General features: G+C 69.1%; 23 protein-coding genes and 1 tRNA gene. 9 read left to right on the forward strand and 15 right to left on the reverse strand.

All coding sequences use genetic code 11. The features are described from left to right. Positions 1-6 precede the first annotated feature (6 nt). Positions 7-1221: a GNAT family N-acetyltransferase gene (locus FHT26_RS02615; RefSeq protein WP_168558599.1), complete on the forward strand. Its 1215-nt coding sequence runs from the start codon at positions 7-9 to the stop codon at positions 1219-1221. On the opposite strand, the gene FHT26_RS02620 is transcribed toward FHT26_RS02615, so the two are convergent. Together FHT26_RS02620 and ppa are read right to left on the reverse strand one after the other, a co-directional pair. After that, positions 1222-3942, reverse strand: coding sequence for a M16 family metallopeptidase (locus FHT26_RS02620; protein WP_168558600.1), 2721 nt, complete (start codon positions 3940-3942; stop codon positions 1222-1224). A 133-nt stretch (positions 3943-4075) separates the two neighbouring features. Next, a complete protein-coding gene (gene ppa / locus FHT26_RS02625) occupies positions 4076-4621 on the reverse strand; it encodes an inorganic diphosphatase (protein WP_168558601.1) in 546 nt (181 codons plus the stop codon). 304 nt (positions 4622-4925) lie between these two features. Here ppa and FHT26_RS02630 point away from each other — a divergent pair, with 304 nt between their 5' ends. Further along, positions 4926-7124: a sodium-translocating pyrophosphatase gene (locus tag FHT26_RS02630; RefSeq protein WP_168558602.1), complete on the forward strand. Its 2199-nt coding sequence runs from the start codon at positions 4926-4928 to the stop codon at positions 7122-7124. A gap of 65 nt (positions 7125-7189) precedes the next feature. On the opposite strand, the gene FHT26_RS02635 is transcribed toward FHT26_RS02630, so the two are convergent. The 13 genes from FHT26_RS02635 to FHT26_RS02695 form a co-directional block, all read right to left on the reverse strand. After that, positions 7190-7266 (reverse strand) — tRNA-Pro (locus FHT26_RS02635). Between the two features lie 42 nt (positions 7267-7308). Further along, the gene (locus tag FHT26_RS02640; protein ID WP_168558603.1) at positions 7309-7800 is read right to left on the reverse strand and encodes a MerR family transcriptional regulator; all 492 of its coding nucleotides are present in this window, start codon (positions 7798-7800) and stop codon (positions 7309-7311) included. A 35-nt stretch (positions 7801-7835) separates the two neighbouring features. Beyond that, positions 7836-8204, reverse strand: a complete 369-nt coding sequence (locus FHT26_RS02645; protein WP_056808411.1) for an integration host factor subunit alpha — start codon at positions 8202-8204, stop codon at positions 7836-7838. Between the two features lie 12 nt (positions 8205-8216). Next, positions 8217-10631 (reverse strand): phenylalanine--tRNA ligase subunit beta, encoded by a 2415-nt coding sequence (gene pheT, locus FHT26_RS02650; RefSeq protein ID WP_168558604.1) that lies wholly within the window; start codon positions 10629-10631, stop codon positions 8217-8219. 18 nt (positions 10632-10649) lie between these two features. After that, positions 10650-11693: a phenylalanine--tRNA ligase subunit alpha gene (pheS, locus tag FHT26_RS02655; RefSeq protein WP_168558605.1), complete on the reverse strand. Its 1044-nt coding sequence runs from the start codon at positions 11691-11693 to the stop codon at positions 10650-10652. A gap of 150 nt (positions 11694-11843) precedes the next feature. Beyond that, entirely contained in the window at positions 11844-12200 is a 357-nt protein-coding gene (gene rplT / locus FHT26_RS02660) for a 50S ribosomal protein L20 (RefSeq protein ID WP_047511792.1), read from the reverse strand. 52 nt (positions 12201-12252) lie between these two features. Beyond that, entirely contained in the window at positions 12253-12456 is a 204-nt protein-coding gene (gene rpmI, locus FHT26_RS02665) for a 50S ribosomal protein L35 (RefSeq protein ID WP_056808404.1), read from the reverse strand. Positions 12457-12567: 111 nt separating this feature from the next. Continuing rightward, entirely contained in the window at positions 12568-13083 is a 516-nt protein-coding gene (gene infC / locus FHT26_RS02670) for a translation initiation factor IF-3 (protein WP_255358641.1), read from the reverse strand. A 119-nt stretch (positions 13084-13202) separates the two neighbouring features. Then, positions 13203-15122 carry a threonine--tRNA ligase gene (thrS, locus tag FHT26_RS02675; RefSeq protein WP_168558606.1) on the reverse strand — a complete coding sequence of 640 codons (1920 nt, stop codon included), beginning with the start codon at positions 15120-15122 and terminating at the stop codon, positions 13203-13205. 177 nt (positions 15123-15299) lie between these two features. Beyond that, complete coding sequence (locus FHT26_RS02680) at positions 15300-15809, reverse strand: hypothetical protein (protein WP_168558607.1); 510 nt, start codon at positions 15807-15809, stop codon at positions 15300-15302. Positions 15810-15912: 103 nt separating this feature from the next. Then, a complete protein-coding gene (gene aqpZ, locus FHT26_RS02685) occupies positions 15913-16617 on the reverse strand; it encodes an aquaporin Z (protein WP_168558608.1) in 705 nt (234 codons plus the stop codon). 58 nt (positions 16618-16675) lie between these two features. Further along, positions 16676-17152 (reverse strand): acyl-CoA thioesterase, encoded by a 477-nt coding sequence (locus FHT26_RS02690; RefSeq protein ID WP_056808397.1) that lies wholly within the window; start codon positions 17150-17152, stop codon positions 16676-16678. After that, entirely contained in the window at positions 17152-17940 is a 789-nt protein-coding gene (locus FHT26_RS02695; protein ID WP_168558609.1) for a class I SAM-dependent methyltransferase, read from the reverse strand. The genes FHT26_RS02690 and FHT26_RS02695 overlap by 1 nt, the downstream gene beginning before the upstream one ends. 135 nt (positions 17941-18075) lie before the next feature. Between FHT26_RS02695 and FHT26_RS02700 the strand changes: the two genes are divergently transcribed. From FHT26_RS02700 to FHT26_RS02730, 7 genes are read left to right on the forward strand one after another with little or no spacing between them, the layout of a single operon-like run. After that, positions 18076-18345, forward strand: a complete 270-nt coding sequence (locus tag FHT26_RS02700; RefSeq protein ID WP_168558610.1) for a phosphopantetheine-binding protein — start codon at positions 18076-18078, stop codon at positions 18343-18345. 4 nt (positions 18346-18349) lie between these two features. After that, positions 18350-18976: a COG4648 family protein gene (locus tag FHT26_RS02705; protein WP_168558611.1), complete on the forward strand. Its 627-nt coding sequence runs from the start codon at positions 18350-18352 to the stop codon at positions 18974-18976. Next, positions 18973-20331: an AMP-binding protein gene (locus tag FHT26_RS02710; protein ID WP_168558612.1), complete on the forward strand. Its 1359-nt coding sequence runs from the start codon at positions 18973-18975 to the stop codon at positions 20329-20331. The genes FHT26_RS02705 and FHT26_RS02710 overlap by 4 nt, the downstream gene beginning before the upstream one ends. A 5-nt stretch (positions 20332-20336) precedes the next feature. Further along, on the forward strand, positions 20337-20657 hold the full coding sequence (locus tag FHT26_RS02715) for an ApeI family dehydratase (RefSeq protein ID WP_168558613.1): 321 nt from the start codon (positions 20337-20339) through the stop codon (positions 20655-20657). Next, a complete protein-coding gene (locus tag FHT26_RS02720) occupies positions 20654-21574 on the forward strand; it encodes a lysophospholipid acyltransferase family protein (RefSeq protein ID WP_168558614.1) in 921 nt (306 codons plus the stop codon). The genes FHT26_RS02715 and FHT26_RS02720 overlap by 4 nt, the downstream gene beginning before the upstream one ends. 23 nt (positions 21575-21597) lie before the next feature. Beyond that, positions 21598-22152, forward strand: a complete 555-nt coding sequence (locus tag FHT26_RS02725; protein ID WP_157604793.1) for a LolA family protein — start codon at positions 21598-21600, stop codon at positions 22150-22152. Further along, entirely contained in the window at positions 22149-24524 is a 2376-nt protein-coding gene (locus FHT26_RS02730) for an MMPL family transporter (RefSeq protein WP_168558615.1), read from the forward strand. Before FHT26_RS02725 ends, FHT26_RS02730 begins: the two co-directional genes overlap by 4 nt. Positions 24525-24552: the final 28 nt, after the last annotated feature.

Here is a 24552-nt window from a genome sequence, read left to right on the forward strand (position 1 = left end):
CGCGATATGCCTGCGAAAAAGAGCTCGAAAGATTATGTCATCCGGGTCGCCGCCGACCCCGGCGAGATCGACGCCGCGCAGTGGAACGCGCTGCTCGATGCGCAGCCGTCGGCGGCGCCGTTCATGCGGCATGAGTACCTCGCGGCACTGCACGCGTCGGCGAGCGCGGTGGCCGAGACCGGCTGGATGCCGCAGTTCCTGCTGATCGAAGACGGCGACGGGGACCAGCGCACGCTCGCCGCCGCTTGCCCGCTGTACCTGAAGGACCATTCGTACGGCGAGTACGTCTTCGACTGGGCCTGGGCCGACGCCTACCAGCGCCATGGCCTGCGCTACTACCCGAAGCTGCTCAGCGCGGTGCCGTTCACGCCGGTACCCGGCCCGCGGCTGATGGCGCGCGACGACGGCTCGCGGCGCGCGCTGCTGTCCGCGATGATGCGCATCGCGCACGACGCGTCGCTGTCGTCGGCCCACGTGCTGTTCCTCGACGAACGCGACCAGCAGGCGGCGCGCGACACCGGCTGGATGATGCGCAGCACCGTGCAGTTCCACTGGGTCAACCGCGAACCGCAGCCGTACGCCGACTTCACCGATTTCCTCGCCAGCCTGCAGCGCGAGAAGCGCAAGAAGATCCAGCAGGAGCGCCGCCGCGTCGCCGAGGCCGGTGTCAGCTTCACGACCCATGCCGGCGCCGGGATCGACGAGGCGATGTGGGACTTCTTCTACCGCTGCTACGTCCGCACCTACCGCGCGCACCACTCCACGCCCTACCTGACGCGCGACTTCTTCGCCCGCATGGCCCGCACGATGCCCGAGAACTGGGTGCTGTTCGTCGCCTGGAAAGACGGCGAGCGCATCGCGGTGTCGCTGATCGGCGTCGATGCCGCGCGCGGCGTGGCCTATGGCCGCTACTGGGGCGCGACCGAGCACATCTCCTGCCTGCACTTCGAGGCCTGCTACTACCAGCCGCTTGCGTGGTGCATCGCGCACGGCTTGCGGCGCTTCGAAGGCGGCGCGCAGGGCGAGCACAAGATGGCGCGCGGCCTGCTGCCGGTGCAGACCTGGTCGGCCCACTGGCTGGCGCACCCGCAGTTCGCCGAGGCGGTCGGCGACTTCCTCGCGCGCGAAGGCTCGGCGGTCGAGGGCTACATCGACGAATTGAACGAGCGCCTGCCGTTCAAGCAGGCGCCCGCCGCATCAGCCGGCAGCGCAGCCGACTGATCAGGGCTTGAAGTCGCCCGCGAAGCCGCTGACGAAGGCGTCCGGCTTCACGTAGGCGCGCAGCGCGGCGTTCACCTGCTCCAGCGTCAGCTTCGACAACGCGTCGTCGACACGAGCCGAAACGGCAAACGTCCGGCCGAGTTCCTCGTTGCTGGCCAGTGCGCCGCCCAGGTTGGCGTCCTGCGCCCGCGACAGGCGGCGGAAGGCCAGCAGCCCGCGCTGGCCTTCGGCCAGTTCCTGCGCGGTGAAGCCGTCCTTCAGCGCGCGCGCCACTTCCTCCTTGAAGGCGGCCTCGACCTTCGGCTGGTTCTGCGGCGCGAAGATCGCGCTCGCCTGCCATTCGGAATGCGGCTCCTGGTTGTTCCAGCTGATGCGGCTGCGCACGTCGTACGACAGGCCGTCGGCCTCGCGGATGCGCTTCCACAGGCGCGAGTTGCCGCCCGAGCCGAGCAGGTAGTTGGCCATCATCAGCGCCGGGTAGTCGGCGTCGCTGTCCTGCAGCGGCACGCCCAGGCGCACCAGCATCGTCGCGTTCTGCTTGTCGGGCGTCGGCAGCACGACGCGCTGGGGCGGGATCGGCACCAGCGGCTCGGCGATGCGCGCATACGGTTCGCTGTTCTGCCAGTCGCCGAACGCGGCCTGCAGCGCCGCCTTGACGGCCGGCACGTCCATGTCGCCGGCCGCACCGAACTCGCCGTGTGCCGCGCTGTAGAAGCGCTGGTGGAAGGCCTGCAGCTGCCCGCGCTTCAGGCCGCCGACGTCCGCCACCATCTCGTCGAAGCTGCGCACGTAGCGCACGTCGCCGCGTGGGTACGGGTTGCCGATGCGGCCGAGCGCGTTGTCGAGCACGCTCTCGGGCTCCTTGCGCTGCTGCTCGATGGCGGCGAGCGTCTGGCGCTTCAGCTCGTCGAGCGCATCGGCCGGCAGGCTGGCGTTGCGCAGCAGGTCGGCGACCAGTGCGATCGCCTGCGGCAGCGTCTCGCGGCGCGACAGCAGGCCGACCGTGACGCGCCCCGGCCCGCCGCTGACGCCCATCTCGGTCTTCAGCGCGTCGAGCCGGTCCTGCACCTGCTGGCGGGTCAGCGTCGCGGTGCCCTTGTCGAGCAGCGCGGCGGTCATGTCCGGCACGTCGTTCAGGCCGGCCAGGCTCTTGTCGGTGCCGAAGTGCAGCGTCAGCGTCGCATGCACGGTGCCGCCGCGCGAAGCCTTGGGCAGCAGCGCCGCCTTGATGCCGCCGACCTGGAAGCGCTGCGTGCGCTGGTCGATGTTGGCCGGCGAGCTGTCGAAGGCCTCGGCGGTGGCCAGGGCCTGCTGCGGCCTGAAGCTCTTGATCTCGGTCGCCACGTCGACCTTGGCCGGCGCGGGCGCGCGCTGTGGCTTGTCGGTCGGCAGGTAGGTGCCGAGCGTGCGGTTCGACGCGATGAAGCGCTGGTCGGCCACGCGCTGCAGATCGGCGAGCTTCAGGTCGCGCACGCGGTCGCGCAGCAGGAAGAACAGGCGCCAGTCGCCCTGGGCCACCGATTCGCTGAGCGACACGCCCACCGTCTCGGGGTTCGTGAACGCCTGTTCCCAGGCCTTCAGCCACTTGCCCTGCGCGCGCTTGAATTCCTCGTCGGTGATCGGCTCGGCGGCGGTCGACTCGACGGTGGCCAGCAGCGCGTCGCGCGCCGGCTCGACCGCCTGGCCCGGTGCCAGCTGCGCGCCGAACAGCGTGAAGCCCGGTTCGGCCAGCGCCTGCGCGAAGCCGAAGGTGCTGGCGGCCAGCTGTTTCTCGGTCAGGCGCTTGTGCAGGCGGCCCGACGGCGTGTCGCCCATCACCAGGTCGAGCACCTCGACGGCGGGATAGTCCGGGTGCGCCGCCGGCGGCACGTGGTAGGCCGCGAAGATCTGCGGCGTGCCGCCCGAGCGCCGCAGCGTCACGCTGCGTTCGCCGTCCTGCGCCGGGTCCAGCGTGTACTGCACCGGCAGCTTGCGCGTGGGCTTGCGGATCTTGCCGAATGCGTCGCCGACCCAGCGCAGCACCTTGGCCGGCTCGAACTTGCCCGAGACGATCAGCGTCGCGTTGTCGGGCTGGTAGTACTGGCGGTAGAAGGCCTGCAGGCGAGGGATGTCGACGTTCTCGACGTCGGCCCGCGCGCCGATGGTGTCCTTGCCGTAGTTGTGCCACTCGTACATCGTCGCGACGGTCTTCTGCAGCAGGATGCGGTCGGGGCTGTTCTCGCCCATCTCCATCTCGTTGCGCACGACCGTCATCTCGGTGTCGAGGTCGCGCCGCGCGATGAAGCTGTTGACCATCGCATCGGCCTGCCACTCGAGGTACCACTTCAGGTTGTCCTCGTTGGCCGAGAAGCTCGCGAAGTAGTTGGTGCGGTCGAACCAGGTGCTGCCGTTCGCGGCCAGCCCGCGCTTGGTGAACTCGGACCACACGGTGCGGTGCTTCGGCGTGCCCTTGAACAGCAGGTGTTCCAGCAGGTGGGCCATGCCGGTCTCGCCGTAGTTCTCCATGCGCGAGCCGACGTGGTAGGTCATGTTGACCGTGGTGGTCGGCTTCGAATCGTCGGGAATCAGCAGCAGTTGCAGGCCGTTGGGCAGGCGGTACTCGGTGATGCCTTCGACGACCTGGACCTTCGAGATGCCGGCCGGCAGGGCCTGCGCGGAGGCGGGCTGCACCAGCAGGGCGCCGGCGACGACGAGAACGGCAGGCAGGAAACGATTCAGCATGGGCGGCTCATGGAAGCGAAGGGCGCAGTGTAGAGCGCCCTCTTCCACGGAGGTTCCGCGAGGTCCGAGGCCATGCAAAAGGGGAGCACGCGGCTCCCCTGGTTCTTCATGTCCGTTCGTGACGGCGTGTGGCTCAGGCCTTCGCGGCGCCAGCCTTCTGGTACGCGGCGAGGCCGTTGCTGATTTCGGCCTTGGCCGATTCCGGGCCTTCCCAGCCGGTCACCTTGACCCACTTGCCGGCCTCGAGGTCCTTGTAGTGCTCGAAGAAATGCTGGATCGCCTTCAGGCGCATCTGGTTGATGTCTTCGGGCTTCTGCCAGTGGGTGTAGATCGGCAGCACCTTGTCGATCGGCACCGCGAGCAGCTTGCTGTCGCCGCCGGCTTCGTCTTCCATCTTCAGCACGCCGATCGGGCGGCAGGTGACGACCACGCCGGGCGACAGCGGGAACGGGGTGATGACGAGCACGTCGACCGGGTCTCCGTCGTCGGACAGCGTCTGCGGCACATAGCCGTAGTTGCAGGGGTAGTGCATCGCGGTCGTCATGAAGCGGTCGACGAACAGCGCGCCGCTTTCCTTGTCGACCTCGTACTTGATCGGGTCGGCGTTCATCGGGATCTCGATGATCACGTTGAACTGCTCGGGCGCCTTGGCGCCGGGGGGGACTTTGTGCAGGCTCATGAAGTTCTCTTGAATGAAGCAGGGATCTCGCGAGGGATAACCCGGATTTTAGCCGCGCGCCCCGCTCCCGCCTTTCGCGCAGCTGACGGCGCGGTCCGCTGGAAAACACCATGACGGGTTTCGTTGCCTTCAAGGCGGGTCATCCCGTAGCATGCGCCGCAGACCCGTCAGGGCTCACTGAAGCCTTCGTGCTGCGCACTCCGGTGTTTGCCCTTGGGGCGGCCCGGCGGCCTCACGCGGCCCTGTGCAGTCGGGCACGACTCTCGATTCCGATCATCAACGAACGAACGAGGAAGGAGACCTGATGTCCACGAACTTGGCGCTGTACTTTGCGCTGGCCTGCGGTGTCGCCGCAGTGGTGTATGGCTTCGTGCAACGAAGCTGGATCCTGAGCCGCGACGCGGGCAACCCCCGCATGCAGGAGATCGCGGCGGCGATCCAGCAAGGCGCTGCCGCCTACCTGGCCCGCCAATACAAGACCATCGCCATCGTGGGCGTGGTGCTGGCGATCCTGATCGCCGTCTTCCTTCCGATCACCACCGCGATCGGCTTCGTGCTCGGCGCGGTGCTGTCGGGCGCCTGCGGCTTCATCGGCATGAACGTGTCGGTGAAGGCCAACGTGCGCACCGCGCAGGCGGCCACGCAGGGCATGGCACCGGCCCTGGACGTCGCCTTCAAGGGCGGCGCGATCACCGGCATGCTGGTGGTGGGCCTGGGCCTGCTGGGCGTCACGATCTTCTTCCTGTTCATCACCGGCAACGGCACGGCCGCGCCCGAGAACCTGTCGGCGGTGCTGAAGCCGTTGCTCGGCTTCGCGTTCGGCGCGTCGCTGATCTCGATCTTCGCGCGGCTGGGCGGCGGCATCTTCACGAAGGGCGCCGACGTCGGCGCCGACCTGGTCGGCAAGGTCGAGGCCGGCATCCCCGAAGACGATCCGCGCAACCCGGCGGTGATCGCCGACAACGTGGGCGACAACGTCGGCGACTGCGCCGGCATGGCGGCCGACCTGTTCGAGACCTATGCCGTCACGCTGATCGCGACGATGGCGCTCGGCGCGCTGATGGTCGCGCAGGCGCCGATGCAGGCGGTGATCTACCCGCTGGTTCTCGGCGGCTTCTCGATCATCGCGTCGATCATCGGCTGCAGCGTCGTGAAGGCGACGCCCGGCATGAAGAACGTGATGCCGGCGCTGTACAAGGGCCTGATCGTCGCCGGCCTGATCTCGCTGGTCGGCTTCTTCTTCATCACGAAGTACGCGATGCCGGACGACGCGCTCGGCGCGGGCACGCAGATGCGACTGTTCGGCGCCTGCGTCGTCGGCCTGGTCCTGACGGCCGCGATGGTGTGGATCACCGAGTACTACACCGGCACCGACTACAAGCCGGTGCAGCACGTCGCGCAGGCGTCGACCACCGGGCACGGCACCAACATCATCGCCGGGCTGGGCGTGTCGATGCGTTCGACGGCCTGGCCGGTGGTCTTCGTCTGCATCGCGATCCTGGTGTCGTATGCGCTGGCGGGGCTGTACGGCATCGCGATCGCCGCGACCTCGATGCTCAGCATGGCCGGCATCGTCGTCGCGCTCGACGCCTACGGGCCGATCACCGACAACGCCGGCGGCATCGCCGAGATGGCCGGGCTGCCCGACAGCGTGCGCGACATCACCGATCCGCTCGACGCCGTCGGCAACACGACCAAGGCCGTCACGAAGGGCTATGCGATCGGCTCGGCCGGCCTGGCCGCGCTGGTGCTGTTCGCCGACTACACGCACGCGCTGACGGCACGTGGCATGACGGTCAGCTTCGACCTGTCGGAGCCGCGCGTGATCGTCGGGCTGTTCATCGGCGGGCTGATCCCGTACCTGTTCGGCGCGATGGCGATGGAGGCGGTGGGCCGGGCGGCCGGCGCGGTGGTCGAGGAAGTGCGCCGCCAGTTCCGCGACATCAAGGGCATCATGGACGGCAGCGGCAAGCCGGAGTACGGCCGCGCGGTCGACATGCTGACCACCGCCGCGATCAAGGAAATGATCGTGCCGAGCCTGCTGCCGGTGATCGTGCCGATCGCGGTCGGCATGCTGCTCGGCCCGGCCGCGCTCGGCGGCCTGCTGATGGGCACCATCGTGACCGGCCTGTTCGTCGCGATCTCGATGTGCACCGGCGGCGGCGCCTGGGACAACGCGAAGAAGTACATCGAGGACGGCCACCACGGCGGCAAGGGCTCCGATGCGCACAAGGCGGCCGTGACCGGCGACACCGTCGGCGACCCCTACAAGGACACGGCCGGCCCGGCGGTGAACCCGCTGATCAAGATCATCAACATCGTCGCGCTGCTGATCGTGCCGTTGCTGCCGGCCAGCATGGCCGCGAGCACCGCCGACGCAATGCAGCAGCACGGGGCGCCGACCACGATGGCGGCGAGCGCGCCCGCGCCGGCCACGGAGGCCTCGGCAGCAGTGTCTCCTGCGGTGGTCCCCGCACCGGCGGCTTCGGCCGCCAGCCAATGAGGCATCGGGCGGCCTGAAAGCAAAAAGCCCGGCACCTTTCGGTACCGGGCTTCGCTGTTCTTCTTTGGTCGGGGTGGCGGGATTCGAACTCGCGACCCCTTGCACCCCATGCAAGTGCGCTACCAGGCTGCGCTACACCCCGACGTAAGCCGCGCAGTATAGCGTGGAAATCTGGTGGTTCCCGTCATGCGACGAGCAGATGGCGGATCGAGATCAGCTCTTCGCGCATCTGCGTCATCGACACCTCGTCGACGATCACGACCGGTTGCGGAATGGGCGCGTCTTCGGGCTCGGCAGCCAGCGGCAATTCAGAGTCGGGACCGGCCGCATCGAGTTCGGCATCCAGTTCACCGTCGAGCTCCGCATCCTGGCTGTCCGGCGCTCCGGCCGGTGCCAGCGAAGACGACGACGCCCGCGAGTGGACCAGCTCGGTGAGCCGGTTGCGGGCTCCGCTGATCGTGAACCCCTGCTCGTACAGCAGTTCGCGGATGCGCCGGATCAGCAGCACCTCGTGGTGCTGGTAGTAGCGCCGGTTGCCCCGGCGCTTCATCGGCTTCAGCTGCGTGAACTCCTGTTCCCAATAGCGCAGCACGTACGGCTTCACGCCGCACAAATCACTCACCTCACCAATGGTGAAGTAGCGTTTGGCAGGGATGGCGGGAAGCGCTTTCTCCATTGAAATCAAGGAGTTCGAGAGAGAAAGCTAAGACTTTACTCGAAGTCGTCACCCGCCGGTATGTCGCCCTGCACAACTCCCTTCAGTTTGTGACTTGCGTGAAACGTTACAACATTCCTCGCCTTGATCGGTATCGATTCCCCGGTCCGGGGATTGCGCCCGGGCCGCGGCGCCTTGCGCCGGATGTTGAAATTACCGAATCCCGACAGCTTCACGTCCTCGCCCTTCACCAGCGTGCCGTGGATGATGTCGAAGAAGGCCTCGACCATGTCCTTCGATTCGCGCTTGTTCAGGCCCAGCCGCTCGAACAGCAACTCGGCCAGCTCGGCCTTGGTCAGCGTCGGCGTCTCGAGCGTCGGCAGCAGCACGCGCGGCGGGGATTTGTCGTCGTTGTGATCGTCCATCGCGGCCTCCGCTCAGCCGCGAAGGCGCACGCCGAGGCGGGCCTTCAGGCTGTCCAGCACCCGGTGCACACCGGCTTCGATGCGCTCGTCGGTCAACGTCGCGGTGTCGTCCAGCAGTTCGAGCCGGATCGCCAGGCTGCGCTCGCCGGCGGCCATGTCGGCGGACGGCGTGGCCGGCTTGTAGATGTCGAACAGGCGCGCCGAGCGGATCAGGCCCGGGTCGACGCCGGTGATCGTGCTGATCAGCGCTTCGTGCGTGACCTGCTCGCCGGCGATGACGGCGATGTCGCGCCAGGCCGATTGCTGCTTCGGGATCGGCTGGAACTGCGGCAGCAGGCGCTGCAGCAGGGCCGGTGCATCGAGCTCGAACACCACCGGCGCCTGCGGCAGCTCGTACGACTGGCGCCACTTCGGGTGCAACTCGCCGACGAAACCGAGGGCCGCGCCGTCGACCTCGATGCGCGCCGAGCGCCCCGGGTGCAGCGCCGGATGCTCGTCGGCGACGAAGCGGACCGCCAGCGGCGCGAGCAGCGACTCGATGTCGCCCTTCACGTCGAAGAAGTCGACCGGCCGCTCCTTGGCGGCCCATTGCAGCGCATCGACACCGCCGTACGCGAGGCCCGCGACCCGCAGCGGCTGCGCGATGCCCGCGACGCTGAACGCGCCGTTGGCGACCGTCGCATCGCGGCGGAACACGCGGCCGAATTCGAACACCCGCACGCGCGAGGTCTTGCGCGCCAGGTTGAAGCGCAGCACGTTGACCAGGCCGCCGATCAGGCTGGAGCGCATCACCGACAGCGGGCTCGCGATCGGGTTCAGCACGCGGATCGGATCGGCATTGCCGGCGAGCTCATGCTCCCAGCGCTCCTCGACGAAGCTGAAGTTGATGGTCTCCTGGTAGTCCAGGCCGGCCAGCAGATGGCGCACCGCATGCGGCCCGCGCTTCGATTCGCTGCGCACGCTGGCGGTGATCGCCGCGCGCGGCGGCGTCGACGGCAGCGTCGGGTAGCCGAGCACGCGGATCACTTCCTCGATCAGGTCTTCCTCGATCAACAGGTCGAAGCGCCAGCTCGGCGGCGTCACCGTGATCGTGCCCTCGGCCTGCGTGAACGGCAGGCCCAGGCGCTCCATCACGCCGACGCACTGCGCCTGCGTGATCGGCATGCCGATCACCTTCGCGGCCCGTGCGACGCGCAGCGTGACCGGCGTGCGCGCCGGCAGCCGGGTGATCTGGTCGTCCATCGGGCCGGCCTCGCCGCCGCAGATGTCGAGGATCAGCTGCGTGATGCGCTCGATGTGCTCGACCGTCTGCGCCGGATCGACGCCGCGCTCGAAGCGATGCCCCGCATCGGTCGTGAAGTTGAAACGGCGCGAACGGCCCGCCACCGCCTCGGGCCACCAGAACGCGGCCTCGACGTAGACGTTGCGCGTGGCGTCGGACACCGAGGTCGCATCGCCGCCCATGATGCCGGCCAGCGACTCGACGGCCTCGGCGTCGGCGATCACGCCGACCGACGCATCGACCTCGATCGTGTTGCCGTTCAGCAGCTTCAGCTGCTCGCCCGGGCGGCCCCAGCGAACCGTGAGGCCGTGGTGGATCTTGTCGAGGTCGAAGATGTGCGAAGGCCGGCCGAGCTCGAACATCACGTAGTTCGAGATGTCGACCAGCGCGGTCACCGAGCGCTGGCCGCAGCGGGCCAGGCGGTCGACCATCCAGGCCGGCGTCTTCGCGGCGGTGTCGACGTTGCGCACGATGCGGCCCGAGAAGCGGCCGCACAGGTCGGGCGCCTCGACCTTGACCGGCAGCACGTCGCGATGCTTCACCGGCACCGGCGCGAAGGTCGGCACCTTCAACGGCGTGCCGGTCAGCGCGGAGACCTCGCGCGCGACGCCGAGCACGCTCAGGCAGTGGCCGAGGTTCGGCGTCAGCTTCAGCGTGAACAAGGTGTCGTCGAGCGACAGGTGCGTGCGGATGTCCTCGCCCACCGGAGCGTCGTCGGCCAGGATCAGCAGCCCGCCCTGGTCTTCGGACAGCTTCAGCTCGCGCGCCGAGCACAGCATGCCCTGGCTCTCGACACCGCGCAGCTGGCCGAGCTTGATCTCGAAGGGCTTCCCATCTTCGCCCGGAGGGAGTACCGCCCCTACCAGCGCGCACGGCACCTTCAGCCCGGCGGCCACGTTGGGCGCGCCGCAGACGATGTTCAGCAGCGTGCCGCTGCCGACGTCGACCTGGCAGACGTTCAGCCGGTCGGCATTCGGATGGCGCGCCAGCGACACGACGCGCCCGACGACCACGCGGCTGAAGGGCGGCGCCATTGGGCGCAGCTCTTCGACCTCCATGCCGGACATCGTCAGCAGCTCGGCCAGCGCGGCGGTATCAAGGGGCGGATTGCAGAACTCACGCAACCACGACTCGGGGAATTGCATTGATGGGTCTTCCGCTGGTTACTTGAACTGGCTGAGGAAACGCAGGTCGCCGTCGAAGAACAGGCGCAGGTCGTTGACGCCGTAGCGCAGCATCGCGAGGCGGTCGATGCCCGAGCCGAACGCGAAGCCGACATGGCGCTCCGGGTCGAGCCCCATGTTGCGCACCACCTGCGGGTGCACCTGGCCGGAGCCGGAGACCTCGAGCCAGCGACCCTTCAGCGGCCCGCTCTCGAACATGATGTCGATCTCGGCGCTCGGCTCGGTGAACGGGAAGTAGCTCGGGCGGAAGCGCAGCGCGAGCTCGCTGGTCTCGAAGAAGGCCTGGATGAAATCCAGGTACATCGCCTTCAGGTCCTTGAAACTGACGTTCTCGCCGATCCACAGGCCTTCGACCTGGTGGAACATCGGCGAGTGCGTCGCGTCGCTGTCGACGCGGAAAGTGCGGCCCGGCGCGATCACGCGGATGTCGGGCATGTGCGGCTGGCCGGCGTATTTCGCGGCATGCGCGCGGGCGTGGCGCACCTGCATCGGCGAGGTGTGCGGACGCAGGTTCAGCCAGTGGCCCTCGTCGTCCTTGATGTCGACGTAGAAGGTGTCCTGCATCGAACGCGCCGGATGGTTCTCTGGGTTGTTCAGCGCAGTGAAGCTGTACCAGTCGGTCTCGATCTCGGGGCCGTCGGCCACGTCGAAACCCATCGAACCGAAGATCGCCTCGATGCGCTCCATCGTGCGCGCGATCGGGTGCACGCTGCCGACGCCGCGCTTGCGACCGGGCAGGCTCACGTCCAGAGATTCAGCCTTCAGCTGCGCCTGCAACTCGGCATCGGCCAGGGCCTGGCGGCGCGCATTCAGCGCGGCCTCGATGGCCTGCTTCGCAGCGTTGATCTCGGCACCGCGCGACTTCTTCTCGTCGCCCGCGAGCCCGGCCAGCGATTTCAGCAGCTCGGTCACGCGCCCGGCCTTGCCGAGATAGCGCGCCTTCGCGTTCTCGAGGTCGGCGGGTGCAGTCGCCTGCGCGAAATCGGCGTGCGCGGCCTGCACCAGTTGATCGAGGTCGTTCATCGGTTGAGGGTGGATGGTCGGTTCAAGAAACAAAAAAGGCCGCACACGAGGTCGGCCTTGGAGAGCTTGCCCCGACAGCTGCGAACAGCCTTCGGGGACTTGCGTGGCACCGGATGCACAGGGTGTGCGCAAACCGGCGCGATCACGACATCAAGCGAGCTGGGCCTTCACCTTCTCCACGATGCTGCCGAAAGCGGCAGGATCGTTGACTGCCATGTCGGCAAGAACCTTGCGGTCGATCTCGATCGACGCCTTCTTCATGCCGTTCATGAACTTGCTGTAGGTGATGCCCAGGCCACGGGCTGCTGCGTTGATACGCGCAATCCAGAGCTGGCGGAACACACGCTTCTTGGTGCGACGATCGCGATAGGCATATTGCCCAGCGCGCATGACCGCTTCCTTGGCGATGCGGAACACATTCTTGCGACGGCCGCGGTAACCCTTGGCGAGTGCGAGAATTTTCTTGTGACGAGCGCGGGCTGTTACACCACGTTTGACGCGAGGCATGGATTTCTCCTTCTAGAAGTATTTCTGAGACCGTGGAATCAATCGCTGCAGATCACAGCCCGGCGAAGGGCAGCATCTGAGCCATGTGACCCATGTTGGTCTCGTGCACGCCGACAGAGCCACGCAGGTGGCGCTTGTTCTTCGTGGACTTCTTCGTGAGGATGTGGCGCTTGAACGCCTGGCCCCGCTTGACGGTGCCACCCGGACGAACGCGGAAACGCTTCGCAGCGCTCTTCTTGGTCTTCATTTTGGGCATGACTGCTCCTTTTTCGTTGCTCCACCAGGCGCCCGCAAAGAACTTGCGGTCTTGTTGGCCTGGAGGGGCTTCTTGCAACGCGCCGGTGACCAGACCGGCGCGCTGAACTCTTCAACGCTTCTTCGGACCGAGCACCATGATCATCTGGCGCCCTTCGAGCTTCGGCATGTTCTCGACGACGGCCACATCGGCCAGTTCGTCGCGAATGCGCTCCAGCAGGCGCATGCCGATGTCCTGGTGGGTGATCTCGCGGCCTCGGTAGCGCAGCGTGACCTTGCCCTTGTCGCCGTCTTCCTCGATGAAGCGGCGCAGGTTGCGCATCTTGATCTGGTAGTCGCCTTCGTCCGTGCCCGGACGGAACTTGACTTCCTTGATCTCGATGACCTTTTGCTTGGACTTCGCTTCCGCTGCCCGTTTCTGCTCTTGGTACTTGAACTTGCCGTAGTCCATCAGCCGGCAGACCGGCGGATCGGCCTGGGCAGCGATTTCGACCAGATCGACGTCCAGTTCGCCCGCCATGCGGAGGGCCTCCTGAATGTTGACGATCCCGAGCGGTTCGTTCTCCACACCGTTGAGCCGCACCTCTGGCGCCATGATTTCGCGATTGAGGCGGTGCTTGCGCTCCACATTGGGAGTGCGACGGTCAGCAAAAGTAGCGATGGTTCTTACCTTTCACCGGACCCCGAGGCAGCGGAGCCCAAACTTTGGAATGTCGATGAACGCCGGCGGACAGGACTTACCGTACTTCAGGCCCGGTTGGCGATGTCGCTGGCGAGCTTCTTTGCGAAGTCGTCCAAGGGCATCACGCCGAGATCCTGGTTGCCGCGGGCACGCACCGCAACGGCCCCGATTGCCTTCTCCTTCTCGCCAACGACAAGGATGAACGGGACCTTTTGCAAGGAATGCTCGCGGATTTTATACGTGATCTTTTCATTGCGCAAATCACTCTCCGCCCTAACTCCTTGTTTTTGAAGTGTTTTCGCGACTTCCCGGGCGTAGTCGGCATGCGCTTCGGTGATGCTGGCCACCACGACCTGCACCGGCGCCAGCCAGACCGGCAGCGCGCCGGCGTGGTGTTCGATCAGCATGCCGATGAAACGCTCGAAGCTGCCGATGATCGCGCGGTGCAGCATCACCGGGTGCGCACGGCCGCTGGTGTCGGTGACGTATTCGCCGCCCAGGCGCTCGGCGGTGTTGTAGTCGACCTGCATCGTGCCGCACTGCCACTGCCGGCCGAGCGCGTCCTTCAGCGTGTACTCGATCTTCGGGCCGTAGAACGCGCCGTCGCCCGGGGAGATGATGAACTCGCAGCCGGAGCGGCGCAGGCTCTCCATCACCGCGAATTCGGCCTTGTCCCAGAACGCATCGGAGCCGACGCGGTGTTCCGGCCGGGTCGCGACCTTGTAGATGATGTCGGTGAAGCCGAAATCCTTGTAGACCTGCTGCAGCAGCGCCGTGTAGGCGACGCACTCCTCGAGGATCTGGTCTTCGGTGCAGAAGATGTGGCCGTCGTCCTGCGTGAAGCCGCGCACCCGCATGATCCCGTGCAGCGCGCCCGACGGCTCGTTGCGGTGGCACTGGCCGAACTCGCCGTAGCGGATCGGCAGGTCCTTGTAGCTGCGCATCTGCGAGTTGAAGATCAGCACGTGGCCCGGGCAGTTCATCGGCTTCAGCGCGTAGTCGCGCTTCTCCGATTCGGTCACGAACATGTTGTCGCGGTAGTTGCCCCAGTGGCCGGTCTTCTCCCACAGCCCCTGGTCGAGGATCTGCGGACCCTTCACTTCCTGGTAGCCGTTGTCGCGGTAGACGGCGCGCATGTACTGCTCGACCTGCTGCCACACCGACCAGCCCTTGGCATGCCAGAACACCAGCCCGGGCGCGTGCTCGTCGAGGTGGAACAGGTCGAGTTCGCGGCCGATCTTGCGGTGGTCGCGCTTCTCGGCCTCTTCGAGCATGTGCAGGTACTGCTGCAGTTCGTCCTTGGTGGCCCAGGCGGTGCCGTAGATGCGCTGCAGCATCTCGTTGCGGTGGTCCCCGCGCCAGTAGGCGCCGGCCACCTTCATCAGCTTGAAGTGCTTCAGCCGGCCGGTGCTCGGCACGTGCGGGCCGCGGCACAGGTCTTCGAACCGGCCTTCGCGGTACAGCGAGACGTCTTCATCGGACGGGATGCTGGCGATGATCTCGGCCTTGTAGTCCTCGCCCAGGCTCTTGAAGTACGCCACCGCCTCGCCGCGCGGCAGCACGCGGCGCTCGACGCGCTCGTCCTTCTTTGCGAGCTCGGTCATCTTGGCTTCGATCGCCACCAGGTCTTCCGGCGTGAACGGGCGCTTGTACGAGAAGTCGTAGAAGAAGCCGTTCTCGATCACCGGGCCGATCGTGACCTGGGCATCCGGGAACAGCTCCTTGACCGCATAAGCCAGCAGGTGGGCGGTGGAGTGGCGGATGACGTCCAGCCCGGCGGGGTCCTTGTCGGTGATGATCGCCAGCGCCGTGTCGGCTTCGATGCGGTAGCTGGTGTCGACGACGCGCGCCGCATCGCCCTGCCCGACCCGCCCGGCGAGCGCCGCCTTCGCCAGCCCGGTGCCGATGGATGCCGCCACCTCGGCCACCGTGACCGGTCCGGGGAACTCGCGCCTGGAACCGTCGGGCAACTGGACTGAAATCATGAAAGGAGCTCCTGAAAACAAAAAAGCGCGGGGTGAGCCGCGCTTCGAGAGAGATGACGAGTAAAGACGTGATGCGCCGCGGCCGACTAAACCTTCGTGAAATCCGGCGTAGTTCGCGGTGTCATAACCATGCTGCCTTCCTCGGTCCTTGCTGCTCGTGGGAGCCGGGATTGTAGATCAGCCGGGGAAGATCCGGGGGCCTTCGACGCGCACCGCGTCGCCCACGCGCAGGCCGTTCGGCTGCGAGACGATGAACTGCCGCCACACGCCGCTGTCCAGCCGCACCGAGATCCGGAACACGTCGTAGGCCGGCGCCTGGTTGCGTTCGATCTCGTTGCCGACGATCGCGCCGCCGACCGCCCCGGCCACCACGCCGGCGCCGCGCCCGCCCATCACCGCGCCGATCACCGCGGCGCCGACGATGCCGCCGAGCACCGCGCCGCCGCCGGTCGGGCGCTCCTGCTGGCGCAGCACCTCGATGCTGGTGACCTGGCCGCGGCCGTTGTCGTTGTACGAATAGCGCGGCGGCGGTGCCTGCGGCACGACGACGACCGCACCGGGCGGAGGCCCGGGCGGCGGGCCGTAGGGCCGCTCGTGGTACGGCCGGGGGTAGACGATGCAGCCGGACAAGGTGCTGCCCACCAGGGTCAGCAACGCGAGCCGCGTCAGCGCAAGCTTCGGATTCATCGACATCTCCGGGCGCCGGACGCGGCGCCGCCCTGGAGCAACGCCGAAGCCCGGCCACGGGTTGGCCGCCCGCGTGTAAAGAACGATGTCGGCCCTTGTCGCCTCAACCCTTGTCGTCGGCCCCGGCCAGCCAGCGGTACAGCACGCCGCCGATCACCGCGCCCCCGATCGGCGCGACCCAGAACAGCCACAGCTGCGCCAGCGCCCAGTCGCCGACGATCAGCGCCGGCCCGGTGCTGCGCGCCGGGTTCACCGAGGTGTTGGTGACCGGGATGCTGATCAGGTGGATCAGCGTGAGCGCCAGGCCGATCGCGATCGGTGCGAAGCCGGCCGGCGCGCGCTTGTCGGTCGCGCCCATGATGATCACCAGGAACATGCCGGTCATCACGACCTCGCAGACGAAGGCGGCCATCACCGAATAGCCGCCCGGCGAGTGCTCACCGAAACCGTTCGACGCCAGCCCGCCGGCCAGGCTGAAGCCGGCCTTGCCGCTGGCGATCAGGTACAGCACCGCGGCACCCAGCAGGCCACCGATCACCTGCGCGGCGATGTAGGCCGGCAGCTCCGACGCCTTGAAGCGCCCGCCGGCCACCAGGCCGATCGACACCGCCGGGTTCAGGTGGCAGCCCGAGATGTGGCCGATCGCGAAGGCCATCGTCAGCACCGTCAGCCCGAACGCGAGCGACACCCCCAGCAGGCCGATGCCGACGTTCGGGAACGCGGCGGCCAGCACCGCGCTCCCGCACCCGCCCAGCACCAGCCAGAAGGTTCCGATCAATTCGGCCGCAGCCCGCTTCGTCAGGTTCATCGCTCTCCCCCGATGTCGTTGATGAGGACCGCAGTTGTGCCCGCATCATCCGACGCCGTCAAGGCTTCATCGACGTCGCGCGCTGCTCGAACTCCTGGCGCAGCTGCCGCCGCACCTGGGCCGCCTTGCTGCGGCGGATCTCGTCGGGCGTCACCGGCACCAGCTTCGGCACGGTGGCCGGCTGGCGCTCGTCGTCCATCGCGACCATCGTGAAGAAGCAGCTGTTGGCATGCCGCACCGTCTGCGTGCGGATGTTCTCGGTGACGACCTTGATGCCGATCTCCATCGAGGTGTTGCCGGTGTGGTTGACCGACGCCAGGAAGGTCACCAGCTCGCCGACGTGGATCGGCTGCCGGAACGTGACCTGGTCGACCGACAGCGTCACCACGTAGCGCCCCGCATAGCGGCTCGCGCAGGCATAGGCCACCTGGTCGAGCAGCTTCAGGATGCTGCCGCCGTGCACGTTGCCGGTGAAGTTCGCCATGTCGGGCGTCATCAGCACCGTCATGGTCAGTTGATGCGATGGCAGGTTCATCAGCCGCGGGCTCCGTATTCCGAAAAGATGCCAAGTTCGACGTACCTGCTCGCATCGTGCAGGCCGGCCGCGCGCAGCGTCGCCAGCACCTCGGCTGGCGCCACGCAGGCGGCGATGGTGTCCCAGTAGTAGCGCCACAGCCGCGGCGTGCCCTCGGCCTTCGAGACGAAGCGCGCCAGCAGCGGCAGCGCGCCCCGCATGTAGAGCTTCAGCAGCACGGTGGCGATGCGCCCGGCCGGCTTCGTGATCTCGAGGATCAGCAGCCGGCCGCCCGGCTTCAGCACGCGGCGGAACTCGGCGCAGGCCACCGAAAAGTCCTCGATGTGACGCAGCGCATAGCCCATCACCAGGAAGTCGATGCTGGCATCGGGCACCGGCAGCGCCTCGGCCCGGCCGACCAGGCAGCGCACCTCGCCCGGCAGGTGGGCCTGCGCCATCATCCCCGGGCTCGGGTCGACGCCGACCAGCCGCTGCGGCTCGTTCGTCACGTGCAGGATCTCCTGCGACACCAGGCCGGTGCCCATCCCGAGGTCGAGCACCTGCATGCCGGGCGCGAGCCCCGCACGCAGCAGCGCCTGGCGCCGGTACCACGAGCCGGTGCCCAGGCCGAGGATGCGTTCGAGGCGGTTGTAGTCCCCGGCGGTGTCGTCGAAGGCCGAGCGGATGAAGCGCTCGCGGGCCTGCCTGTCGCCGTCGGGGTAGTAATCGGTCAGTGCACTGTGCGGCAGGTGCACCACGCCGTCGGCCGGTTCGGGCGAGGAACGTGCGGGAGGAACACGGTCAGGCATGGGCGGCGGGGCGGTGGCCAGGGTCGGGCGATGGTACGGCCTGTGACGGATGCCGCAACCCGGGCTCCGCTAAAATCGCGCACTTTGATTGTGCGGATCCCACCGTACGACATCGTGCAAGTAGCCTGAGACCGCATGAGTTCAGCTGACATCTCTCTGTTGCCGGAAGTCGGCACGCTCCTCGTCGAGTCCCTCAACCTGGAGATCGCCCCGGACGCCATCGATCCCGATGCGCCGCTGTACGGCGAAGGCCTCGGGCTCGATTCGATCGACATCCTCGAACTGGCGCTCGTCGTGTCAAAGCGCTACGGCTTCCAGCTGCGCTCGGGCGACGAGGACAACCTGCGCATCTTCTCGTCGCTGCGCAGCCTGGCCGCCCACATCGCCGCGCACCGCACGCAGTGACACGATGAACTCCTGCGCCCGCTGGGGTCTGGCCGCCGTCGGCCTCGGGGCGTATGCGCTGCTGGCGCACCACCTCGTGAGCCGCGATGCCGGCTCGGTGCTGGCGCTGCTCACCTTGCTCGGGCCGATGGTCGGCGCCACGCTGTGGGGGCTGTGGCATGCGGGGCACCGGCTGGTCGCGCTCGGGCTGGCGACCGGCGCCGTCGCGGTGCTGCTGAACGGCTCGCGGCTGCCGGTCTCGTGGCTGTACCTGGCCCAGCATGCCGGCATCCACCTGGGGCTCGCGTGGTGGTTCGGCCGCACGCTGCGCGGCGGCCTGGAGCCCTTCATCACCCAGCTCGCACGCCGTCTGCACGACCCGATGCAGCCGACGATGGTGGTCTACACGCGCCACGTCACGCTGGCCTGGACGATCTACTTCGTCGCGATCGCCGGCACCTCCTTCCTGCTGTTCGCCTTCGCGCCGATCGCCGCGTGGTCGCTGTTCGCCAACGTGCTGACGCCGGTCTCGCTGGTCGCGATGTTCGTCGTCGAGTACCTGCTGCGCTACCGGCTGCACCCCGAATTCGAACGCGTCGCCTTCCTCGACGCTGTGCGCGCCTACCGCGCCAGCGCCGACACGCCGCGATGAACGCCCCCCCTGCGTTGCCACTTCTCGCCGGCGCGCCGCTCGATGCGCCGCTCGCCTGGCGCGCCGGCCGGCCGATCAGCCGCCGCCAGTACCTGGCCGACGTCGACGCGCTGGCACGACGGCTGCCCGACGGCGACGCGGTGCTCGCCGTCTGCAACGACCGCTACCGCTTCGCGCTGTCGCTCGGCGCGGCGATGCAGCGCGGCCAGTTCAACCTGATGCCGCCGAACCACACGCCGGACATGGTCGAGCGCCTGCTCGGCCTGTTCCCGCGCACGCACGGCCTGCTCGAAGCCGGCGCCGGCCCGCACGCGCTGCCGTCGCTGCGCTTCGACGACGTCGCCCCGGGCCGCGCCGACAGCGTCGCCGACACGCCCTGCTTCGCGCCCGACACCGTCGTCGCGCAGGTGCTGACCTCCGGCTCCACCGGCCAGCCGACCCGCCATGCCAAGCGCTGGGACCTGCTGGTCGAGAACCTCCGCGCCGAAGCAGCGCGCATCGCCCACCACCTGGGCCGCGACAGCCTCGCCGGCGTCAGCCTGCTGGGCACCGTGCCGCCGCACCACATGTACGGCTTCGAATCGACGGTGCTGCTGGCGATGCTCGGTGGCGCGTCGTTCGCCGCCGAGAGGCCGCTGCTGCCGGCCGACATCGCCGAAGGGCTGGCGCAGCTGCCGCGGCCGCGGGTGCTGGTGACCACGCCGTTCCACCTGAAGACGCTGCTCGACGCCGGCGTCGCGCTGCCGCCGCTCGACCTGGTGCTGTCGGCCACCGCGCCGCTGTCGCCGCAGATGGCCGCGCGCGCCGAGGCCGCGTGGCAGGCGCCGCTGATCGAGATCTACGGCTGCACCGAGGCCGGCCAGGTCGCGACGCGCCGCACCACCGACGGCGCCGACTGGCTCACCTACGACGGCGTGCGGCTGGCGGGCGACGGCGCCGACAGCATCGTCAGCGGCGGCCACGTGCCCGAACCGGTGCGGCTGGCCGACGTGCTGGAGGTGCTGTCGCCGACGCGTTTCCGGCTGCTCGGCCGCAGCAATGACCTGATCAACGTCGCCGGCAAGCGCAGTTCGCTGTCGCACCTGAACTTCCAGCTCAACGGCATCGACGGCGTGCGCGACGGTGCGTTCTGGCTGCCGCCGGCCGACACGGTCGAGGGCATCGCACGCCCGGTGGCCTTCGTCGTCACCGACACGCTGACGCGCGAGGCGCTGCTGGCCGCGCTGCGGCTGCGGCTCGACCCGGTGCTGCTGCCGCGGCGCATCGTGCTGCTGCCGTCGCTGCCGCGCGACGCCACCGGCAAGCTGCCGGCGCAGCGGCTGGCCGCGCTCGCGGCCGAGCACCTCCAGCCCTGACCCGCATGCCTGTCGCCACCGTTCGCATCCCGGCCTCGCACCCGGCCTTTGCGGGGCACTTCCCCGGCCGGCCGATCGTGCCGGGCGTGCTGCTGCTGGCCGAGGTCGTCGAGGCGATCCTGGCGCACGGCGGCACGCTGGCGCCGCTGCAGGTCGGCGCGGTCAAGTTCGTCGCGCCGGTCGGCCCCGATGCCGAGCTGCGCATCGAATGGGACGCGGTCGACGCCGCGTCGACACGGCTGCGCTTCGAGGTCGGCCAGGTCGTCGACGGACAGGCGCAGCGCCGCGCCAGCGGCCATTTCGACCTGCCGGCCGCGCCCCGATGACGCCTGCCGACAGCTCCTGGACGAGCCAGCGCGAGCGCAGCAACCTGTGGGCGCTGGCGCTGATGCGCCGCATCGCGGTCGGCCTCGGCCGCCCGGTCGCGCGGCTGCTGCTCGGCCCGATCGCGCTGTACTTCCTGCTGTTCGGCGGCGCGCCGTCGCGTGCATCGACGCAGTACCTGCGGCGCGTGCTGGGCCGCGCGCCGTCGTTCGGCGAGCGGCTGCGCCACCTGCACGCCTTCGCGTCGACCGTGCTCGACCGCGTCTACCTGCTGCAGCAGCGCTTCGACGGCTTCGACATCCGCATCGAAGGCACCGGGCACCTCGACGCGGTGCTCGCGCGCGGCCAGGGCGCGCTGCTGATCGGCGCGCACCTCGGCAGCTTCGAGGTGATGCGCGCGCTCGGCCAGTCGCGCGCAGGCTTGCGCGTCGCGATGGTGATGTACGAAGAGAATGCGCGGATGATCAATGCCACGCTGAAGGCGATCGCACCGGACACGCCGCTGCACATCATCGCGCTCGGCCACCTCGAGTCGATGCTGCAGCTGCGCCGCTGGCTCGACGACGGCGGGGTCGCCGGCCTGCTCGGCGACCGCAGCCTGCCCGGCGCCGCGTCGGCGCGCTCGGTCAGCCACCGGCTGCCCTTCCTCGGCGACGAGGCCACCTTCTCCGACGGCCCGTTCCGCCTCGCCGCGCTGCTGCGCCGGCCGGTCGTCTTCATGACCGGGCTGTACCTCGGCGGCAACCGCTACGAACTGCGCTTCATGCCGCTGGCCGACCTGAGCGAGCGGCCGGCCGGCCGCGAGGCGCAGGATGCGGCCATCGCCGAGGCGCAACACCGCTATGTGGGCATGCTGGAATCGCTGTGCCGCGAGCATCCGTTCAACTGGTTCAACTTCTACGACTTCTGGAAACCATGACCCCCGTGCGCAGGCTCGTCTGGATGTTGCTGGCACTCGTGAGCACCGCCGCGGGCGCCGCGCCCGCCGACCTGGGCAGCCTGCTGCCGCTGCTGGCCGCGGTGAAATCGGGCGAGGCCACGTTCACCGAACAGCGCCAGGTCACGCTGCAGGACATGACGCGCACGCTGGAATCGTCCGGCCGGCTCAGCTTCGCGGCGCCCGACACCTTCGTGCGCGAAACGCTGAAGCCGCGCCGCGAGCGCCTGGCCGTGGCCGGCAACACGCTGACGATGAGCCAGGGCAGCCGCAGCCGCAGCGTGCCGCTGGATACCGTGCCCGAAGCGCAGGTGCTGGTCGAGGCGGTGCGCGGCACGCTGACCGGCAACCGCGAGCTGCTCGACCGCCATTTCACGCTGCAGTTCAGCGGCAGCCTCGACCAGTGGACGCTCGAGATGGTGCCGCGCGAACCGCTGCTGCGCGAGCAGGTCGCGCGCGTCACGGTGAGCGGCGTGCGTGCCGCGCTGACCGAGGTGCAGGTGCAGCTCGCCGGCGGCGACCGCTCGACGATGAAGATCGTCGAGAGCCGGGCGCCATGAAGCTTCAGGGGTTGCGCCGGCCGGCGGCCTGGGTGTGGCTGGCGGCGATGCTGCTCGGCGCCTGGCTCGCGACGCGCGCCACCTACGTCGCCGACCTGTCGGCCTTCCTGCCGTCGTCGCCGAGTGCCGAGCAGCGCGTGCTGCTCGAGCAGCTTCGCCATGGCGTCACCGCACGCGTGATGCTGGTCGGCGTGCGCGGCGGCGACGCAGCCTTGCGCGGCGAAGCCTCGCGCGGCCTTGCGGCCGCGCTGCGTGCCGGTGGCGAATTCGACAGCGTCAACAACGGCGACGCCCTGGGCGCGCCGAAGGCGGTCGGCGAACTGCTGATGGGTCACCGCTACCTGCTGAGCCCGGCGGTCGATGCGCAGCGCTTCAGCGTCGACGGCCTGCGCGACGGCATCGCCGACACCACCGCGATGCTCGGCACGCCGGCCGGCGCGTGGATCAAGCCGCTGCTGTGGCGCGACCCGACCGGCGAGATGGCGCGGCTGGCCGAGACGCTGCTGCCGTCGGGCGGGCCGCGCGTCGAGGCCGGCGTGTGGGTGTCGCGCAGCCAGCCGCGCGCGCTGCTGGTCGCGATCACGCGCGCCGGCGGCTCCGACCTCGACGGCCAGGCGCGGGCCATCGAGGCGCTGCACCGGGCCTTCGAGCCGTGGGCCGCGCGCGGGCTGTCGCTCGACCTGTCCGGCGCCGGCGTGCTCGGCGTGCAGTCGCGCACGCTGATCAAGGCCGAGGTCGAACGGCTCGCGCTGTGGGACGGCGCGATCGTGCTCGCGCTGCTGCTGCTCGCGTTCGGTTCGCTGAAGGCGCTCGGCGTCGCGCTGCTGCCGGTGGCCAGCGGCGTGCTGGCCGGCACCGTCGCGGTGAGCCTCGGCTTCGGCCAGGTGCACGGCATGACGCTCGGCTTCGGCACCACGCTGATCGGCGAGGCGGTCGACTACGCGATCTACTACCTGGTGCAGGCACGCCCGGCCGCCGGCAGCGCGCCCGGCGCCGGCGCGCTGCATTGGCGGCAGCACAACTGGCCGACGGTGCGCTGGGGCCTGCTGACTTCGCTGGCCGGCTTCTCGGCGCTGGTGTTCTCCGGCTTCGGCGGGCTGGCCCAGCTCGGCGTGTTCTCGGTCGCCGGGCTGCTGGCCGCGGCGCTGACCACCCGCTACCTGCTGGTCGACCTCGCGCCCGACGGCGCGCCCGGCCTGGGCCTTCGGATGCGCCTCGGCCAGGCCACCGCGCGGATGGCGACCGCGCTGCCGCGGCTGCGCTGGTTCTGGGGCGGCCTCGGAGCCGCGGCGCTGGCGCTGCTGCTGTGCCTCCCGAGCGCCTGGCGCGGCCAGCTCACGCACCTGAGCCCGGTCTCGGCAAAGGCGCTGACGCTCGACGCCTCGCTGCGCGCCGACCTGGGCGCGGCCGAACTGGGCACGCTGGTCGCGATCGAGGCGCCCGACGAAGCGACCGCGCTGCAGCGCGCCGAACAGGCGAGCGCTCGGCTCGACCCGCTGGTGGCCGCCGGCCTGCTCGCCGGCTACGAATCGCCGACCCGGCTGCTGCCGGCCGCGGCGACGCAGGCCGCCCGCCGGGCCGCGCTGCCCGATGCCGACACGCTGCGCGCCCGGCTGAAGCTCGCGACCGTCGACGGCCTGCTGCCGGCCGACCGGCTCGAGCCCTTCATCGCCGACGTGCAGGCGCAGCGCCAGGCCAGGCCGTTGACCCGCGCCGACTACGACGGCACGCCGCTCACGACCGCGTTGCAGGCGCAACTGCTGCCGGCGGCACAGGGCCGGCCGTGGACCGTGCTGCTGAGCCTGCGCGCCGGCACGCAGGCGTTGCCCGCGGCGCGGCTGCGCGACGCGATGCAGGGGCTGCCGGACACCCGCGTCGTCGAGATCCAGCCCGAGCTCGATGCGCTGTACGCCCGCTACCTGCGCGAGGCCTTCTGGCAAAGCGCGCTCGGCGCACTGGCGGTGCTGCTGATCCTGTACGCCGGGCTGCGCTCGCTGCGCCGGCTGTGGCGCGTCGCGCTGCCGCTCGCGGCCAGCGTGGTGCTGGTGCTGGCCGGGCTGACGCTCGCCGGCGTCGCGCTCGGCGTGCTGCACCTGGTCGGGCTGCTGCTCGTGGTGGCGGTCGGCTCCAACTACGCGCTGTTCTTCGACCAGCTGGCGCAGCAGGATGCGCGCGAGGCCGATGCCGAGACGCTGGCTTCGCTGCTGCTCGCCAACCTGACCATCGTCGCGTCGTTCGCGCTGCTGTGCAGCTCCAGCGTGCCGCTGCTGGTCGCGCTCGGCGAGGTGGTCGCACCGGGCACCGCGCTGTGCCTGCTGCTGTCGGCCAGCTGGGCCCGCCGCCCGGGCGGTGTGGGACAATCCGGGCCCTGATTTCCCCTGCTGGCGGCATAGCTCCTCG

The sequence above is a fragment of the Rhizobacter sp. SG703 genome (genome assembly GCF_012275445.1).
In the GTDB taxonomy this organism is placed as follows: Bacteria; Pseudomonadota; Gammaproteobacteria; order Burkholderiales; family Burkholderiaceae_C; genus Rhizobacter.